The 19754-nt window shown below is 35.6% G+C and carries 11 protein-coding genes, 1 other RNA gene and 1 pseudogene; 7 read left to right on the top strand and 6 right to left on the bottom strand.

Annotation, left to right across the window (positions count from 1 at the left end; translation table 11 throughout):
- Positions 1–16: 16 nt before the first annotated feature.
- The gene (locus tag GN105_RS10000) at positions 17–2746 is read left to right on the top strand and encodes a calcium-translocating P-type ATPase, PMCA-type (protein WP_155285262.1); all 2730 of its coding nucleotides are present in this window, start codon (positions 17–19) and stop codon (positions 2744–2746) included.
- 89 nt (positions 2747–2835) lie between these two features.
- Positions 2836–2967: pseudogene (locus GN105_RS13005) on the top strand (helix-turn-helix domain-containing protein); the annotation flags it as partial.
- Positions 2968–3121: 154 nt separating this feature from the next.
- Here the strand turns inward: GN105_RS13005 and GN105_RS09990 are convergent.
- The 4 genes from GN105_RS09990 to asnA all read right to left on the bottom strand — a co-directional run bounded on the left by GN105_RS09990 (position 3122) and on the right by asnA (position 7448).
- Complete coding sequence (locus GN105_RS09990) at positions 3122–3547, bottom strand: hypothetical protein (RefSeq protein WP_155285261.1); 426 nt, start codon at positions 3545–3547, stop codon at positions 3122–3124.
- Positions 3548–3652: 105 nt separating this feature from the next.
- Positions 3653–5593, bottom strand: coding sequence for a beta-N-acetylhexosaminidase (locus GN105_RS09985; protein WP_155285260.1), 1941 nt, complete (start codon positions 5591–5593; stop codon positions 3653–3655).
- A gap of 318 nt (positions 5594–5911) precedes the next feature.
- Positions 5912–6314: a transfer-messenger RNA gene (gene ssrA, locus GN105_RS09980) on the bottom strand.
- Positions 6315–6413: 99 nt separating this feature from the next.
- Entirely contained in the window at positions 6414–7448 is a 1035-nt protein-coding gene (gene asnA, locus GN105_RS09975; protein ID WP_155285259.1) for an aspartate--ammonia ligase, read from the bottom strand.
- A gap of 279 nt (positions 7449–7727) precedes the next feature.
- Here asnA and metF point away from each other — a divergent pair, with 279 nt between their 5' ends.
- The 3 genes from metF (at position 7728) to htpG (ending at position 13148) form a co-directional block, all read left to right on the top strand.
- Positions 7728–8684, top strand: a complete 957-nt coding sequence (gene metF, locus GN105_RS09970) for a methylenetetrahydrofolate reductase [NAD(P)H] (RefSeq protein WP_155285258.1) — start codon at positions 7728–7730, stop codon at positions 8682–8684.
- A gap of 58 nt (positions 8685–8742) precedes the next feature.
- Positions 8743–11046 carry a 5-methyltetrahydropteroyltriglutamate--homocysteine S-methyltransferase gene (metE, locus tag GN105_RS09965; protein ID WP_155285257.1) on the top strand — a complete coding sequence of 768 codons (2304 nt, stop codon included), beginning with the start codon at positions 8743–8745 and terminating at the stop codon, positions 11044–11046.
- 218 nt (positions 11047–11264) lie between these two features.
- Positions 11265–13148, top strand: a complete 1884-nt coding sequence (gene htpG, locus GN105_RS09960) for a molecular chaperone HtpG (protein WP_155285256.1) — start codon at positions 11265–11267, stop codon at positions 13146–13148.
- Here the strand turns inward: htpG and GN105_RS09955 are convergent.
- Positions 13141–13380, bottom strand: a complete 240-nt coding sequence (locus tag GN105_RS09955) for a hypothetical protein (RefSeq protein ID WP_155285255.1) — start codon at positions 13378–13380, stop codon at positions 13141–13143. The genes htpG and GN105_RS09955 overlap by 8 nt on opposite strands.
- Before the next feature lie 402 nt (positions 13381–13782).
- Between GN105_RS09955 and GN105_RS09950 the strand changes: the two genes are divergently transcribed.
- Together GN105_RS09950 and GN105_RS09945 are read left to right on the top strand one after the other, a co-directional pair.
- Complete coding sequence (locus tag GN105_RS09950) at positions 13783–15453, top strand: sialidase family protein (RefSeq protein WP_155285254.1); 1671 nt, start codon at positions 13783–13785, stop codon at positions 15451–15453.
- 458 nt (positions 15454–15911) lie between these two features.
- Positions 15912–17981, top strand: a complete 2070-nt coding sequence (locus tag GN105_RS09945) for a thioredoxin fold domain-containing protein (RefSeq protein ID WP_155285253.1) — start codon at positions 15912–15914, stop codon at positions 17979–17981.
- Positions 17982–18694: 713 nt separating this feature from the next.
- On the opposite strand, the gene GN105_RS09940 is transcribed toward GN105_RS09945, so the two are convergent.
- Complete coding sequence (locus tag GN105_RS09940) at positions 18695–19522, bottom strand: RteC domain-containing protein (protein WP_155285252.1); 828 nt, start codon at positions 19520–19522, stop codon at positions 18695–18697.
- Positions 19523–19754: the final 232 nt, after the last annotated feature.

Below are 19754 nucleotides of genomic sequence, written 5' to 3'. Positions count from 1 at the left end.
CAAAAATTAAATTAAAATGACAGAAAAAAATCATTATAAAGGTCTTTCAGATGCACAAGTGCTTGAAAACCGCCAAAAATTTGGAAATAACTCGCTTACCTCAGTTCAGGGCGAGCCTCTTTGGAAGCAGTTTTTGGAAAAACTTTCCGACCCTATAATAATTATTTTACTTGTGGCTTTGGTGGCTTCTTTCGGAGTTTCGTGCTATGAATTTTTTGCAGGAGGAGAAGGCTTTCACGTATTTTTGGAACCTATAGGCATTCTGTTTGCTATTTTTTTGGCAACAGGTGTAGCTTTTTATTTTGAGCTGAAAGCCAACAAACAGTTTGAAATCCTTAATAAAGTCAATGACGATATTCTCTATAAAGTTATTCGTAATGACAATATTACGCAAGTACTTAAAAATGATATTGTTGTAGGAGATATCATTCTTTTGGAAACGGGAGAAGAAGTCCCTGCCGATGGGGAACTTTTGGAGGCTATTTCATTGCAAATCAATGAATCAACTCTTACGGGAGAACCTGTTATACATAAAACTACAAATCCTGAAGAGTTTGAGGCAGAAGCCACGTATCCTTCTAATTATATTTGTCGAGGCACTTCAGTTGTAGATGGGCATTGTATTTTTGAAGTAAAACAAGTGGGCGACAATACTGAATATGGAAAAGTTTTCGAAGGAGTTCAGATAGATAATTCAGTAAAAACGCCTTTAAATGAACAACTTAATAGACTTGCAGGTATCATTACCAAATTGAGTTATGGAATAGCACTTCTGGTAATTGTTGGTCGGTTGTTGGTTTATTTCTCAAATCCGGCAAATTTACCAATTGATTGGATTAGTTTCGGGGGGTATTTCCTTAATACTGTGATGATTGCGATTACTATCATTGTGGTTGCCGTTCCTGAGGGCTTGCCGATGAGTGTTACACTGAGTTTGGCATATAGTATGCGTAGTATGATGGCTACCAATAATTTAGTCCGTAAGATGCACGCTTGCGAAACGATGGGAGCTACTACCGTGATTTGTACCGATAAAACGGGAACGCTTACTCAAAATCAGATGAAAATTTATGAAGTTTTCTTTCCTAATTTCAAAGAAATGGGAGATGATAAACTATCGCAAATTATAGCCGAGTCGATGGCAATAAATTCCACAGCTTATATTGATTTTTCTGAAAAAGAAAAACCACAAGTTTTAGGAAATCCTACCGAAGGAGCGTTGCTGTTATGGTTAAATGAACGAGGAAAAAATTATCTTCCTATTCGGGAAAAAGCATACATAATCAATCAATTGACTTTCTCTACGGAACGTAAATATATGGCAACTTTTGTGAAGTCGTCCGAGGCTGGAAAAGGTATTTTGTATGTAAAAGGAGCTCCTGAAATTGTGATGAATTTCTGTCATTCAGCCAACGGATTGAACTCTCCGGTTCCACAAAAAGATTTTGAAGAACGATTACTGCAATATCAATCGCAAGCAATGCGTACCATTGGTTTTGCTTACAAAGTTTTTGATGAAAAAACAACTGTTTTTGAAAACGGAAAATTGGCTGTAAATGATTTGCAATTTGTTGGTATTTGTGCCATCAGTGACCCTGTCAGAGAAGATGTTCCACAAGCAATAAAAGAATGTTTAAATGCTGGAATTCAGGTGAAAATAGTAACGGGAGATACTTCAGGAACTGCCAAAGAAATCGCCCGACAAATAGGACTTTGGGACGAAACTTGTTCTGATAAAAATATGCTTACGGGAACTGAGTTTGCCGAGATGAATGATGAGGAATTAACGCAACGATTAGGTGATTTACGAGTTCTTTCAAGAGCTCGACCATTAGATAAAGCCCGATTAGTCAATTTGTTACAACAAAAAAACGAAGTGGTAGCGGTAACAGGTGACGGAACCAATGACGCTCCTGCACTCAAAGCGGCTCAGGTAGGACTTTCAATGGGAGATGGAACTTCGGTGGCTAAAGAAGCCAGTGATATTACTATTTTGGATAATTCGTTTACCAGTATCGGGAAAGCGGTTATGTGGGGACGTTCGCTGTATCTGAATATTCAGCGTTTCATTTTGTTTCAGCTTACAATCAATGTTGTAGCTTGTATTATCGTGCTTCTCGGGGCATTTTTAGGAACAGAATCGCCTCTTACGGTTACGCAAATGCTTTGGGTGAATTTGATTATGGATACTTTTGCTGCATTGGCTTTGGCATCGCTTCCGCCAAGTAAAGAGGTAATGAATGACCTTCCAAGAAAGAGGAATACGAATATTGTAACTCCAGTGATGTCTCGAATTATTTTTGGAGTAGGAGGATTTTTTGTAATTCTGCTTTTTGGATTTGTACAATACTTTAAGCATACAGACATTCAGTCGCTTACGCAATTTTCTATTTCTGATTATTTCGGGTGCTTTTTTGATTTTTCAAAAGTTCCGAACGGACTTAGTGCTTATGAATTATCGCTATTTTTCTCCATTTTCGTGATGCTTCAATTCTGGAATATGTTCAACGCGAAAGCTTATCGAACTGGAAAGAGTACTTTACATCAAATGTCAAGAAGTCAAGGTTTTATGTTTATTGCCTTTATAATAGTTTTGGGGCAGATTTTTATCACGACTTTTGGTGGGGAAATGTTCAGCGTTACGCCTTTAAAAATAATCGATTGGCTAATAATCATAGGGGGAACAAGTTTTGTACTTTGGTTGGGGGAAATTGGACGTTTTCTTAATAAAGGAAAAACTTCATAAAAAAGAAATTAGCAAATCTTAAAAAATGTAATATGAAAGTCTTGAGTTTTCAAGACTTTCTTTTTGTTTGTGGAAATAGAATTTAGTGGTTAACGCTTTCCAATCTTTTCATTTTAAAAACAGGAAAAGCCAAAGCCATCCGATTCACTACGCTTGAATCCATCTGCAAAGCCCTTGATTGCCAACCTGCCGATATTTTGGAATACAAGGAAGAAGAGTAAATAAAGAGAATGTGATTAAGCAGTATTTGAAAATCATTTTTTATTAAAGAAGTCATTAAGTTTTTAACGTATCGAAAATGAAAAATAATAATAAAAAAATAAGTCCCTTCAGAAAAGGGACTTATTTTTTTGAGTTTATCTTATTAAACTTTTATTATTCTGTATCTCTTGTTACAGTTTTGACACAATCATTCTCGTCATTTGAACAAGGGGTACATTTAGTTTTAGTTTCAGGAATGCATCCGTCTGTATCTGCACCTGTTTTTGAAGTACAAGAGATACCCGCATAAACGTAATGCTTTGTTTTTGAATTTTCCTCTAACATAGAGACTGCTCTGTATTCTCCGTATATAGAAACTAAATAAGGCTTACCATTAATCTCTTTTACTGTAGATTTTCCTATTTTAATTTGAGCAGGTGAGTTGATAGTTTTCGAAAAATAATTTATCCACAGACTATTTTCTACAATACTTTCTATTTTCTCTTTCTCTGAATCAGGTAAAGTATACTGTTCTTTTTTGCTATTGCAAGAAACTAACAAAATCAAAAAAAACGACGACAATAATTTTAAATGTTTCATAATAAGTATTTTTAAATGTTAATAACACCAAAGATAACACAAAAAATCTTATAACACAAGTGCTTAGATAAAAATTAATATTTTAAATGTTTGTTTTTCTGTTTTCTACTTCAAATATTCTACTTTTAAATCGGTGATTTTTCCGTTGAAATTTTCTAATTTTTTAAGCGGAAAGACCAAAGTCTGCACCCATTTTCGAGGTTTATCCAAATGGGCATCGTCTTTATGCGGAACGATTTCCAAAGTTTCGATAAGTTCGTCATTTACATATAATGAAGTCGATTTGTTGGTTCCTTTAATAATGATTTTCAGCTTTTTATTCGTTGGTAGAAAATAGTTGAATTGATAATCATATCCATCACGACTAAATCCTACTTTTCCGCTTTTAGGGTCTGACAAATAGAACGTTGCATAATCGGAAGTGAATAAAGCAGTTCCCTTCGGATTGTTTTTCGCATTGAGGTAGAAAGTTACGCGGTAATCATATCCAATATCCGTAAGCGATTGATTTAAATTTTGTCCTTTAATCGGTTTTTTAATTTCAAAAACAGTTCCTTTTTGAGCTTTTTCGGGGCGACCCAGCACGTTTACCGCAGGGGCTTCACTCAGTAAATGACGTTTTTTATCGAAATCGGCAAAAGGTAAGGTAGTATTTTTTCCATTCCACATCTTTACGGAAAGCGTTTGCATTGCAGGGAAGACACGATGATACACATCTTGCTGACTGATGCCGTTGCCCACGTGGTCGTTCCATACGGCAAACATTCCGCCTTTAATTTGAGGATGTTGCTCTTCAAAAATTTCTTTCCCGATAACAGCAGGCGTCCAACTTTCATATAATTTTTTGATATTCAGATAATCGTAATAATATCCCGCTTGCGGAACGATATATATAAGTCCGTCCGGAACGCTAACTACATCGTATCCCAAAGCAATCATATCGCGAGGCTCGGCATATCCGTTATACCAGCAGAACATCAGCACGTCTTTTACCTTAACAGGTGTTTCGCCTTTAGCGTGAGTTAAGGCTCCCCATACGGCTGCTTTCTTACCAAAATTTTCAATGTATTTGATGTAATAATCAGTAAAATAACGGAATTTTTCCACTACTTCGGGGTCTTTGTTGCTGTATTCGTCCGTACCGATATGAACCAACGGATTTACGAAAACAGGATTTTCGCCTTCGAGGTATTCTTTGAAAAGTTTATCAAAGAACTCATAGGTTTTCGGGTTGAATAAATCCACGTGGTCTTTGCCATATTTGTCGCTCCCGATTTCGGGCAGATAGTGAGCAAAAGCCAAAGTGTGTGCCGGAGCATCAATTTCCGGAATGATGGTAACGCCTTGTTTTAGAGCATCAATTTGAAGCTGACGAAATTCTTCTTTGGTGTAAAATCCGTCTTTTGCGGCAAGTCCGGGGAAAGTGGTGCTTTCCAGACGAAAAGCCGAATAGGTTTTGTCCCAATCTTCATTAAAGAATTTTTTGAATCCGTTGTCGTTCAGGTGAATTTGGAACGTGTTCATCTTGTAATAAGCCATCAGTTTTACGACCGATTTGAGATAATCCATCGTGAAGAATTTCCGACCTACATCGAGCATAAAGCCACGCAAAGGATATTGCGGATAATCCTCAATGGTTCCGCAAGGCAGGTCAAAAGACTGTTCGGAAAGTTGTAGCAAAGTACGCGTCGCCCAATATAGCCCCTTGGTAGTATTGGCACTAACTTTTACGGTTTTTCCAATTTCGATTTTGTAGGCTTCTTCGCCTTTGTCCTTCAAGATATTAGGGTTGATTTCAAACTGAATTTTTGGTTCGGTATTGTTGAATTTGAGGCTTTTCCCGAACATCGTTTTAAAATCATCGGCGAAGGCTTGTGCCACTTCCAATGATTTTTCATCAGCTGAAATGGAGGCTTCATCAGCAATGGTAAAATTCCCTGCCGCCTCTTGCCATTGTTGCAATTCAGGGATTACAAAGGGTTTGGTGTTTTGTGCCGTGCCCACCCAAGGAAGCATCAGCAGAGCAATAATCATAAAATGTTTCATAGCAAACTGAAAAATTTTGGTTTCTTGGCAAATTTAGTAGAAAATTCAGAAAGTAACAAGTTTAAAGCTTTGAAAGTTAAAGCCTAAATAGCAGTTTTGAATTTTAAAATGGAATACTTATTGACAAAATTTAATTTTAAATACTCATTCGATAAGTATTGTTTATCTTTTTAAGGAGGTAAAAACAATCTGTTAAACTAATTTTTACAGCGCCAAAAGCCTAAAAGAGAATGTTTGATTTTTGGTTGTGCAATGGTTGTACAAATTAACAAAACAAAAAGGATAATTATTTGACTAAAAAATAATTATCCTTTTTTGTTGTGGAGTCGGAGAGAATCGAACTCTCGTCCAAATAAGCAATTCAAAGGCTTTCTACATACTTAGTTTTTGTTTGATTTTCGTCGGGTTGCTGACCAAAAACCGCCCACAACACGCTTAGTTTCCTAAAATCCGAATCTTCAGCAGAAACCATCATCCGATTCAATGTTGACTTTTATGGTGCCTCTGTACGAACCGCCGTCAACAAGGGCTTTTCAGAGACATCTCGCTTCCCTACCTTGTAGAGACTTAGCCAGAAATCCTACTAAACTTCAGATTAGGCAGCAAGAGCGTAGTTATTCTCGCCATTTAAAAAGTTTGAAATAGAGATTAACGAGCATTAATTTCATAGCTCGGTATGCTTACATTTCAATTCGACTTACTGTCAAAACCGATCGACCCCATTCAAGGTTCTTTCTATGAACTTGGGGCAAAGATAATTACTTTTTTTATTCTTTCAAAAAATAAATCTCTCGAAATCAATTCAAATTATTAAAAAAACTTAAATCAGAGGAATATTCCATCTTTTACATTCTTTACGCATTTCGTCAGACCATATACTTGCTTGAATTTCACCAATGTGGGCTTTCTGTAATAGAAACATACACAATCTGGATTGTCCGATGCCTCCTCCAACAGAAAGTGGGAGCGTATCATTCATCAAGCGTTGATGGAAATATAAGTTCAAACGATTTTCCTGTCCTTCCAGTTGCAGTTGTCTAAGCAATGCTTCCTTATCAACTCGTATTCCCATTGACGAAATTTCAAAAGGAAGTTCCAAAATAGGATTCCAAAGGATAATATCGCCATTTATTCCTGCAAAATCACCGGAAAAACTGCTCCAATCATCGTAATCGGGTGCACGTTTGTCGTGTTTTTCCCCATTGGAAAGTTTTCCGCCAATGCCTATGATAAAAACTGCTTTTAGTTCTTTGGCGATAGCAGCTTCTCGTTGTTTGGTAGTAAGGTTCGGGAATCTTTGCAAAAGTTCTTCCGAATGAATAAAATGGATTTCGGGAGGTAATATGGGTTTTATTTTTGAGAAACTTTCGCAAACCAAATATTCTGTACGTAATAGTGTGGCATAGATACGACGTACGATGTCTTTCAGAAAGGTAATATTGCGTTGTTGTTCTGAAATTACCATTTCCCAATCCCATTGGTCAACATAAAGCGAATGCAAGTTTCCGAGTTCTTCATCGGCACGGATAGCGTTCATATCGGTATAAATTCCGTAACCTTTTTCGATGTTATAATCGGCAAGCATTACGCGTTTCCATTTGGCGAGTGAGTGTACTACTTCGGCACGTTGGTCGTTCATATCCTTAATTGGGAAATTAACAGCACGTTCCACGCCACTCAAATCGTCATTAAGTCCTGTTCCTTGCAAAACGAACAAAGGAGCGGTAACTCTGCGTAATCGAAGTTCGGCGGATAAGTTAGCTTGAAAAAAATCCTTTATTTTCTGAATTCCCAATTCGGTTTGTTGTAAATCTAAAAGGGGAGTATAGTCTTTAGGTTTTATTAAATAACTCATACAAATTTAATGATTGGTGAGCCAAAAAGTTTTAAAATCGGACAAAAGTATGAAAAAATTAATTCGTCTTAAAAATAATTTCTATGCAATAGTAGAAAATACATATGCACAAGCTTGTTTGTTGTGTGAAAGGTAAATTTTGATATACTTTGATTTTGTTATTTTGTAGTTTTTTTTTCTGAATTTTATTTTTATGTAGTTTTTTTTTATAATTATTTTGTTTTTTAAAAAATATTTTTAATTTTGCCTCTGTAATTTATTTGTAAAATCACGTACACTATGAAGGTAACAGAGCATATTGCCAAAGCCAAAGGGAAGACGCTTTTTTCTTTTGAGATTGTTCCGCCTAAAAAAGGGAATAATATTGAGGAGCTTTATAGGAATATTGAGCCACTTATTGAGTTCAAGCCTCCTTTTATTGATGTAACCACCTCGCGTGAGGAATATTTTTATAAGGAACACCCCAACGGGCTATTGGAGAAAAAAATTACCCGTATGCGTCCCGGGACAGTGGGGATATGCTCTGCCATAAAATATAAATATGGTATTGATACGGTGCCACACGTGCTTTGTGGAGGATTCACAAAAGAGGAAACTGAATATCTGTTGGTTGATTGTTTCTATTTGGGTATCAACAATGTAATGGCACTGCGAGGCGACGCAATGAAGGAAGAACGTTACTTTCAGCCTACTAAAAACGGACATACCTACGCTGTGGAACTGGTAAAGCAAATCAAGGATTTAAGCAAAGGAAAATATCTGCACGACGTAATTGAAACCGACTACGGAGCCGATTTCTGCATCGGGGTGGCAGGATATCCTGAAAAGCACATAGAGGCTCCTTCGATGTCTTTTGATTTGGCTCGGCTCAAAGAAAAGGTAAATGCAGGTGCGGATTATATTGTAACTCAAATGTTTTTTGACAATCAAAAATATTTTGATTTCGTGGAAAAGGTGCGTTTGGCTGGCATTGACGTTCCTATCATTCCTGGTATCAAGCCCATTACCACTAAAAGGCATATCAGTTTGCTTCCACAGGTTTTCAAACTTGATTTGCCTGAAGAATTGGTAAGCGAACTCGAAAAATGCAAAACCAATAGCGAAGTGAAACAGGTGGGCATTGAGTGGGCAATTCAGCAAAGCAAAGAACTTAAAAACTATGGCGTACCCACGCTTCACTATTATTCTATGGGAAAATCGGACGGAATAGTGGATATTGTTTCCAAAGTTTTTTAATTTGTGTGCTATCCAAAAAGAAAAAGAGTAAAAATACATAAAAAAATAGAATTAAAATATGAAAACCAATTTATTAGGATATCCTCGCATAGGGGAGAAACGCGAGTTGAAAAAAGCCAATGAGGCTTTTTGGGCAGGAAAAATTTCCGAAAAAGAACTTTTTGAAGTTGCTGATACTATCCGAGCTTATAACTGGAAAATTCAGAAAGAAGCGGGCATTGACCTAATTCCTTCCAATGATTTTTCATTTTATGACCAAGTGCTTGATTTTTCATTCTCTGTAAATGCCATTCCCAATCGTTTTGCTCCGATAAGCCATTTGTCGGATATGGAACTTTATTTCGCTTTGGCAAGAGGATATCAGAAAGATGGGATTGATATTACGGCTATGGAAATGACCAAGTGGTTTGATACCAATTATCATTATATCGTTCCTGAATTCTATAAAAATCAATCATTTAAGGTAAGATACAACAAAGCCCTTGCCGAGTATCAATTTGCCAAAGACAAAGGATTTGAAACCAAACCCGTGTTGCTGGGCATCGTTACTTATTTGTTGCTGGGGAAAGAGAAAGAAAATGATTTTGACCGTTTGGATTTGGCTTCTTCGTTGCTTGTTGCTTACAAACAAATCGTGAAGGAATTGGTAGCCGCCGGGGCGAAAACCATTCAGATTGACGAACCTTGTTTGGCACTTGACCTCTGCCCAAAAGCAAAACAAACGTACTTATCAGTTTATGAAGACCTTAGAGCATCGTTCCCAGATACGGAATTTATCCTGACCACTTATTTTGGTGCATTGGCAGATAATTTGTCTTTGGCATTGAGCCTTCCGTTTGACGTGCTTCACATTGATTTGGTACGTGCTTCTGAGCAATTAGATGATGTTCTTAATCAAATAGATGGTAAAAAGAAACTTTCACTCGGAGTTGTTGACGGAAGAAACATCTGGATTAACGATTTTGAAAAATCAGTGACGTTGATTCAGAAAGCACAGCAAAAGATTGGCAATGAGCGCGTTTTGGTGTCTTCCTCTTGTTCTTTGCTTCATTCGCCTTGTAATTTGGAGTTGGAAAACAATGAAAAAGTGCTTACTCCCGAAATCAAACAATGGTTGGCTTTTGCCAAACAAAAACTCGCGGAAATCAGCACTATCAAGGCAATAGCAGAGGATTCTTTAACTGAAAGTCAAAAATCTGCTGTGGCTCAAAACAAAACTTCTAACGACAATCGGAAAACTTCCAAACTCATCCACGATACCGAAGTAAAGGCTCGGGTAGCTTCCATCACTGAAAAAGATGCTCACCGCAAAGGAGCGTTTGTTGAGCGTCAAGCCATTCAACAAAAGGCGTTGAACCTGCCGCTTTTCCCTACAACTACCATCGGTTCGTTTCCTCAAACACAAGAGGTTAGGAGTTGGCGGGCGAATTTCAAAAAAGGCGTTCTTCCGCTGTCAGAATACGAAACATTATTGAAAGAAGAAATTGAAGCCTCCATTCGTTTTCAGGAAGAAGCGGGAATTGATGTATTGGTGCACGGGGAGTTTGAACGTAACGATATGGTGGAATATTTTGGCGAACAATTAAAGGGATATACTTTTACCAAATTCGGTTGGGTGCAAAGTTATGGGTCGCGTTGTGTAAAACCTCCGATTATTTACGGAGACGTATCGCGTCCTGAGCCGATGACGGTACGCTGGTCGCAGTACGCACAGTCTTTAACGTCGCTTCCTGTTAAGGGAATGCTTACAGGACCAGTAACGATTCTGCAATGGTCGTTCGTGCGTGATGACCAACCTCGTTCAACAACTTGTACGCAAATTGCTTTGGCTATTCGAGATGAGGTGATTGATTTGGAAAAAGCGGGCATCAAAGTGATTCAAATTGATGAACCAGCCATTCGCGAAGGTTTGCCATTGCGTAAAAAAGATTGGGAAGCCTACTATGATTGGGCAATACGAGCTTTCAGAATTTCGGCTTCGGGAGTGGAAGACAGCACTCAAATTCACACACATATGTGTTATTCCGAATTTAATGATATGATTCAGGCTATTGCCGATATGGACGCCGATGTAATTACCATTGAATGTTCTCGTTCGCAAATGGAACTGCTTGATGTTTTTGCAGATTTTAAATATCCGAATGAAATTGGTCCGGGAGTTTACGACATTCATTCGCCCCGCGTGCCTTCGGTTGAGGAAATGAGCTTTCTGATGGAAAAAGCCATTAAAGTGATTCCGCAACGAAATCTGTGGATAAACCCCGATTGCGGACTCAAAACACGCCATTGGGAAGAAACCAAAAAAGCACTCGTTGCAATGGTAGAAACCGCAAAACAATTGCGAAACAAATACACAAAATAAATCCTTTCCATCAAATAAAGAAAAGGTTGCCAAAAAGAAAAGGCAGCCTTTTTTGTTTTTTTAATTTGGAAGAAGTGTTAACAGCAATAATAAAAACTGACAAATTGACATTTTTAAAAACATTGGTATTTTTTTTGACAAAGCAATTTCCGTGAATTAAAATCATTTAACTTTTTTAATCATTTTAATTTTTAAATCATTAAATTATCTCATAAGAAATGAAAGGAAATATCAATGTTTCGGTGGAAAATATTTTTCCGCTTATCAAGAAATTTTTATACAGCGACCACGAAATTTTCCTTCGGGAACTCATTTCCAATGCTACCGATGCTACACTGAAATTAAAGCACTTAACCCAAATTGGGGAAGCGAAGGTGGAATACGGCAATCCTATCATCGAAGTAAAAATCGATAAGGAAAATAAAACCTTACACATCATCGACCAAGGTATCGGGATGTCGGGCGAAGAGGTGGAAAAGTATATCAATCAAATCGCATTCTCGGGAGCAGAAGAATTTTTGGAAAAATATAAAGACACTGCCAAAGATGCAGGCGTGATTGGGCATTTCGGACTTGGTTTTTACTCCGCTTTTATGGTAGCAAACCAAGTGGAAATCATTACCAAATCGTACACCGACGCTCCTGCCGTAAAATGGACGTGCGACGGCTCGCCCCAGTACACGCTTGAACCTGCCGAAAAGTCAGAAAGAGGTACGGAAATCATCTTACACATTGCCGACGATTCTACCGAGTTTTTGGAAGAATATCGCATCGAAGAATTGTTGCGTAAATACAACAAATTTATGCCGATTCCCATTAAATTCGGAACCAAACAAGAGCCGCTTCCTCGTCCTGAAAATGCCGATGAAAATTACAAAACCGAATATCAAACCGTTGACAATATTGTAAATAACCCAAATCCGGCGTGGACAAAACAACCTGCCGATTTGCAAGATGAGGACTATAAAAACTTCTATCGTGAACTTTATCCGATGCAGTTTGACGACCCTTTGTTTCACATTCACCTCAATGTGGATTATCCGTTTAATTTAACGGGAATTTTGTATTTTCCAAAGCTCTCGATGGATATGCAAATTCAAAAAGACCGCATTCAGTTGTATCAAAATCAGGTTTTTGTAACGGACAATGTGGAAGGAATCGTTCCAGAATTTTTAACAATGCTTAAAGGAGTGATTGATTCGCCGGACATTCCGCTGAACGTGTCGCGTTCGTACTTGCAAGCCGATGGCAACGTGAAAAAAATCGCAAATTATATTACCAGAAAGGTTTCCGATAAATTAAAATCGCTTTTCAATACAAATCGGGAGGATTTCGAATCAAAATGGAACGATATTAAGATTGTTTTGGAATACGGAATGCTTTCCGAACCGAAATTCTACGAAAAAGCGGGCGAATTTGTGCTTTATCCTACGGTGGACGACAAATATTACACGCTTTCGGAGCTTAAAGAAGCCATCAAAGACCAACAAACCGACAAAGACGGCAAATTAGTGGTACTTTACGCTCAAAATAAAGAGGTACAACACGCTGCCATTGAACAGGCGAAGGAAAAAGGATACCAAGTATTGCTTTTAGATTCGCCCATCGTGTCGCATTTGATTCAGAAATTGGAACACGATAACGAAAACCTGACTTTTGCACGCGTAGATTCAGCTCCGATTGCCAAACTGATTCAAAAAGAGGATACTGCGATTTCCAAATTTTCGGAAGAGGAAAAAACATCACTTAAAGAAAGCATCGAAAAAAGCATTCCGAGCGAAGGTTTTGTGGTACAATTGGAAGATTTGGACAGCGACAGTACGCCTTTTAGCATCAATCAGCCCGAATTTATGCGTCGGATGAAAGAAATGAGTGCTACGGGCGGTGGCGGAATGTTCGGAATGGGTAATTTCCCCGAAATGTATCATTTGGTGGTCAATACCAATTCGCCTTTGGCAACCTCTATCCTTAATGCAAAAGACGAAAACGAAAAACAAAGCCTCATTAAGCAAGCCTTTGATTTGGCGAGACTTTCGCAAGGACTTTTGAAAGGGAAAGAACTCACGGATTTCATTAAACGCAATTTTCAGGAACTCAAATAAGGTTAATTTTTTCATAACTATTGAAAAGCGATACACTATTTTTGTGCATCGCTTTTCTTTTTTTGTCTTTGGGAAAATTGATAATATTCCGGAGGTGATAAAAAATATGATGCTTTAAAAAAGAAGTGTTTCTGTCAGGCTGAGCGAAGTCGAAGCCCTGTAATAATAAGGCTTCGTCACATACTCCGTTTTCACGGACTTTACTCAGCCTGACAATCAGAACCACCATCATACTTTTTATAACACAACTAATAATCCAAAAACAACAAACTTTGAACTTTAAACCTAAATTTTACATTCCGATGACAATATTTTTGATTTGGGAAGCAATAATTTAGATTCTGATGACTATTTTTTAGATTCCGGAAGTAATATTTTTGTTTTCAGAATCATTTTTTCAGACTTCAAAAGCAATAATTCAAGTTTTAAAAATTATTTTTTAGCTTGTAAAAGCAATATTGTAGCTTCTGTTTGCATTTATATAGAATTTTTAATTTGAAAGTTAAATCTTATTATTCCTTTTTTTGCATTTAATTAATTTTTGTACATTTGTAGAAACAAAAAAATAAATGAAATGTCATTAGATGTTTTCGTAATCTTATTTATAAAGAAATTAATAAATTATTGAGATAGAATGAAAAAGATAAGATACATAACCATTTTCTTTTTGATGTTTGCCTTTAGCATATCAGGACAAAATGTAAATTCTGGCAAAGCAATTATGGAGCCTACAGTAGTGGGTGTTCCGCCGAGTGATGCTTACATTGGGCTTTCATTACTTGAAACCGGTGAAATCAGACATTATAATTACGGAGAACAAGCCGAGCCGGGCTCTTTTTATCTTTCAAGTTTGGATAAAGGCTTCACTTGGAAGCGGGTAAATGTTTCAGGTGATATTCCTTTTGCCGATACACGAAGTCCGATAAGCGGTGAATACATCCGATTGATTGCAGCTCCCAATATGGGAACTTATTCTTTACGTACCGAAGGAGGAATTAACGGTAATCGGGTAATTAGAAAGGTTTCGGACTCAATGGCAATAATGCTGAAACCTCCTGTTTTCATTCGCAAAGGCAAACGAGCTGTAGTTTGCGGGCATTATGGTCTTCAAAAAGGTTTGCCAAGAGTATGTTTTACATTTGTTTCGGATGATGATGGAATTACGTGGCGTCAGTCATCATTTGTAAACACTCCTGACCATAAAGGAGGAGGATTTCATCAAGGAATTCGCTGGAATCACGGTGCCGTAGAACCTACGGTTGTGGAATTAAACAATGGAAAATTATGGATGTTGATTCGTACCTCACAGGATAAACATTATCAATCTTTTTCAAACGATGGGGGACTTACTTGGAGTGAATCAACACCTTCTCCATTCTACGGAACAATTACGATGCCCACTATCGGACGTTTAAGAGACGGACGTTTACTTTTCATTTGGTCTAACACAACTCCTTTACCCGAAGTGAACAATACAAATGGAGTTTGGGATGATGTTTTTACAAATCGTAATGTTATTCACGCTGCAATTTCAACAGATGACGGGCTTACGTGGCAAGGTTTTCGGGAATTATATCTCGACCCATACCGTAATGCAGCTGATTTTGGCACTGCACCAGGCATTGATAAAAGTGTACATCAAAGTCAATTCGTTGAAACAGATGATGCACGCGTATTGGTTTCTTTGGGGCAGTCTGCAAGGCATCGCAGAATGTTAATTTTTGATGTGGATTGGCTTAATGCTAAAAGTCGTTTTTGTGATTTTTCGGACGGATTGCAACAATGGTCTGTTTTTAATTATTATAAAGGTATCGTAGGGCATTGCGGATACAATCGTACTGAAGGATGTGCTTTGGTGGACAATAAATTACAAATTCGATATATACATAATGATTCTTTACTTACCTCACAACGAGGAGCAGTTTGGAATTTCCCTGCTTTTCAGAAAGGAAAGTTTACGACATCTATCCGATTTAAAGATAAAACTACAAAAGGGAAATTATTACTTAATGACCGCTGGTTTAATCCAACAGATAGCACGGCAGCATATTTTGCTCCTTTTACGATTCCGTTAAATGCGGAAATGTTAAAAATAAAAGACGAAAAAGCACATATCATTCGGATAGAATGGGATTTAGAAAAGGATAAACCTTTTGCTCAAGTGTATGTTGATGATAAAAAACGAATGAAAATTCCGCTGAAAAACCATTCACAACACGGATTATCGTATGTTCATTTTTTAAGTGATACAAAAATAGATGATAAAGGCTATGAAATTGAATGGGTAAAGGCAGAAGCTTTGTAGATTTACCAATATTATAATACTTTAAACCTTACAGAAAGCAATACAAAAAGATTTTATTTTATTCATTAAAGAAGATAATCTCTTTTTCAGTAAAATATTTTTAAAAAAATGATTCCGAAGGCAAAAATATTGCTTTCGGAATCATTTTTTTTAGTTCTTGAAGAAAATAACATTACTTTTTTAAATTATTTTTTACATCTTTCTGCTTTAATTCAGATAACTTTAAATTTCGGAACTTTATTCCCCCTTTTAAGGGGGGCAAGGGGGATATTTTTTTAACTTCCGAGAAACAAAAAAATCTGTATCAATCTATAAAATTTGTTACAGTTATCTGTTAAAAAGTTTCTAAAAGCTATTTTGCAAGAAAAAAATGATTATCTTTGGGTTGTGTATCAAAATTTTATAAAAACGAAAAATACATATTGTTCAATAGATTATCAACCAAATCATTATTTGTTATGAAATTACTATCATCAATCTTTACTATTTTGTTTGCTTTCACTTTTGCAAACATACAAGCACAAAATAAAGCTGTGGATTTGCCTCCTTTTGGGTTTGCCAACAGTCAAACGTTAGAAATTCGCAAAGTAAATCTTTCTGAGAAAGAAACCGTACTTGACATTGATGCATTTTACAAACCTGAAAACTGGATTAGAATTGCTTCTGACACTTATTTGAAAGTAGGAGACAAAAAATATAAAATCCGAAAAGGTGAGGGCATTGTATTAGACTCTCTTTTTTGGATGCCAAAATCAGGAGAAGCTTCTTTCAAACTTATTTTTGAACCTTTACCCTTAAAAACTGAAAAATTTGACTTTATTGAAAGTGATTGTGAAGGTTGTTTTAAAATCTATGACATTAATTTGAATAAAAAACAAACTAATAAAGTCAATCTTCCCAAAGAATTTCAGCAAAAACATCAAGTTACAAAAAACTTTTCAGCAAAATGGCAGAAAGGAAAAGGTTTAGTAAGTGGCAAAATCATAGGATACAGACCTGAATTTAGAGATATTGAATTCATTTACCCAAATCCTGTTACTGGTAATAGAGACAAAAACCCCGTAACCATTTCGGAAGACGGTACATTCAAAATTAACACGACCATTTATAGTCCTACCTCACTTATATTACGTTCCAATTCATTTTATATTCCTTTAATAGTTGCTCCTGATAAAGAATTAAAAGTATTTATCAATTTGTCTGAAATGCAACGCAAACAAAGTCGTTTACAAAGAACTAAGACTTCAAAAGAAGAAGAAATTTACTATGCAGGATTTTTGGCAGATGTCAATTATGATGTTTATAAAATTTCCGCTGAAGAGGAAAGAAATCGCGTTAATATGGATTCCATTGCTGATTCAGGTACAAATGCTCTCGAAAACTTTTTTAAACAAAAATATCAAAAAGAAATTTCAAGAAATAATGCTTTAAAAATAAACGATTTGTCAAGAAAAATATTAAACTCAAAAGCCATTGATGATTTGATAAATAACATAGATATGATGGGATATTATTTATCTAAATCTTATGCCAAAAAATATAATATTTCGGAAAATGAAGCCAGAATGAAGTATTATTCAGAACCTAAAAGAGCTGATTTTTATGATTTTTACAAAGAAATTCCATATAATGACCCCGATATTTTACTTTCACCTGTTGTAAGTGAACTTGTTAATGACCTTTCATTTTTTTATACAGGAGGAAATCAAATTTCAGACATAATTAATTTTCTGTTAGAAAGTCCTAAAGTTACCGATGCCGATAAAAATTTTTTCAAAGAATTTCTGGAAGCCCAACAAAACAATACTCCTTTTTCAAAAATAGAAGAATTAGAGAAAATAGGAATGAAGTATGATGATTTAATAAAAGAATACAATAACAAAAACAGAGGTGCAGCTGCCATTGCCAAAATTTGGGGTACCGACGATGCTTTTTTATTAAACCTTATCAAAGCAAGAAGTATCGCTAATCAGTTTGAAAACTATCAACCTCTTACAGAAGAAAACAAAAAAGAAATAAAATCATTACCTATTGAAATTCAGCAAATTTTAATAAAGGAAAATGATAAACTTTTAGCTCAAATTGAAGAAAATAAAAAGAAAACAGGCTTTACTGTGCTTAATGTTCCACAAACCAGTGATGAACAACTTTTGGTAGAAATGTTAAAACCTTTCAAAGGGAAAGTAATTTTGATAGATATGTGGGCTACTTGGTGTGGACCTTGTTTGGCTGCCAACAAACAAATGGAGCCACTTAAAGCAGAGTTTGCCGATAAAGATGTAGTGTTTTTATATTTAGCGGGCGAAAATTCACCGGAACAAACTTGGAAAAATATGATTCCAAACATCAAAGGGCAACATTATCGCGTCAATAAAAAACAATGGAGTTATTTGGAAAAAAGCCTCAATGCCAGAGGTGTGCCTACTTACGTAATCATTGACAGAGATGGAGAACATTTTTATCAAACTTCAGGTTTTCCGGGTGTAAATACAATGAAAAATGAATTACTTAAAGCATTGAAAAAATAGAATTCTTTTTATTAAATTGAAACAATCAAGTTTATAAAAGATTAGTTCTAAAAATTAAAAGATTCCAAAAGCATTTATTTTGATTCCGAAGGCAATATTTTTGCTTTCGGAATTATTTTTTTTAATTTTGGAAACAATAATTTAAATTTAGATGACAATATTTTAAGCTCCGAAAACTAATTCTATCCTTTTATTAAATTATTTTTTACATCTTCCTGTTTTAATTCAGATAATTCTAAAATTTCGGTGCTTTATTCCCTCTTTTAAGGGGGCAAGGGGGATATTTTTTTAATTTATAAAAACAATCGTTTTGCTTTCGGAATTATTTTTTTAATTTCTGTAAGCATTTTTACTTTTAACAGATAATCATTTAAAAGTTAAACATTTACTAAAAATGATTTTTGTATGAAAAATAGAAGAGCTATCTCAAAAATTTTATTATCAGCAAGTTAATTGGTTTTTAAGATATGTAAGGTAACGATTTGGTAACGGAACTATTTTCATTGTTTTTACCTATTTTGGGTAGTAACTCAATGAGGCAAAGTTACAAACTATTTACATATTGTCAAAAAAATCTTACCTTTGCCCTGTGAAGCGGGTGCGGTTGCGAGNNCTCGCAACCGCACCCGCTTCAAAAGGTCAATAGTAAGGTGATTCCTTTAGTACTATCGAATGGGATGTTACTAATCAGAAATCAAATCCGGTTGTGTAAATTATTCTTTATCCATATATTCCTCCAAAGATCTTTTAAGTTCGTCCAAAAACGAGGTTCTGGATTTGGAGCGTGTTTTCATTCTGTGAAAAGCGTGATGACTATCTTTCAAATCGAGCTTAAAAATCTTGTTAAAAGTAGCTATCATTTTATTGATGCTCATTTTTCCACCTGCAATGGCTTTGACTTGTTGTAATGCATAAATTAGTTCAATTAGATCGTTTTTAGTTGCTGTCCATTCAAGAGAAATATCTTTTGTAATGATGTTATTTTCCAGTTCTATGGTTCGATGAAAAAAATATTCCATCAATTGCTTGTGACAGAGAATTTGAGCTACTAAAAAATCATAGTAAGTCGAAAAATCAGGATCGAAATTTAGCATATATTCTTGTTGGATATCAATAATATCACATTGATATCTGGTGAAATACTTACTGTCCCAATGACGACTTCCTGAAAGATAGTAGTTGTAAAAGGGTTGCTTTTGAAAACGTTTTTTGAATTCTTTTTCAAGTTTATTCTCTTGCTTTACAAAATATTTTTTTAAATGACTTTCTGGCAGGTATGCTGCAATAGTTTCCATTTGATAAATTTGGTAGTAAAATAGTTCTTTTCCCTGTATATATGGTTTTACCTCTCGAAAAAAGAAAATTTCTTCCTTTTGACAAACAAAATGATGAGAGGTCACATATTCTTTTAACTCTTTTAGGATGTCGTTAAAAAAAGTAATCATTTGCAGGGAGTCCTCTACAATGCTTTCAAGTGAAAACGTTAGCTTTCGTTCTTTTTGTTCTACTCTTGAGAAAATAGTCTTAAAGTATGTATTCATAGCATTAAAAATAAAGTTTGATGTAGTATTTTTTTGCTAAATTTAAGTTAAAATAATATTTTTTACAAAAATAAAAATTATTCGTTTTTTTACCTTATAATTACCCATTGGCTTTTTTCTTCTTATTTTTTAATAAAATGGTTTTATGACATCTAAAATTAAAATTAGTTTTTTGAATTTCAAATAATTACATACGTCTTCTTTTGAAATGTTAAAATGCACTAATCAATGG

Origin of the sequence: Capnocytophaga felis, assembly GCF_009684755.1 — a bacterium.
Taxonomy (GTDB): domain Bacteria; phylum Bacteroidota; class Bacteroidia; order Flavobacteriales; family Flavobacteriaceae; genus Capnocytophaga; species Capnocytophaga felis.
This window is presented reverse-complemented; position numbering and strand designations above follow the sequence as displayed.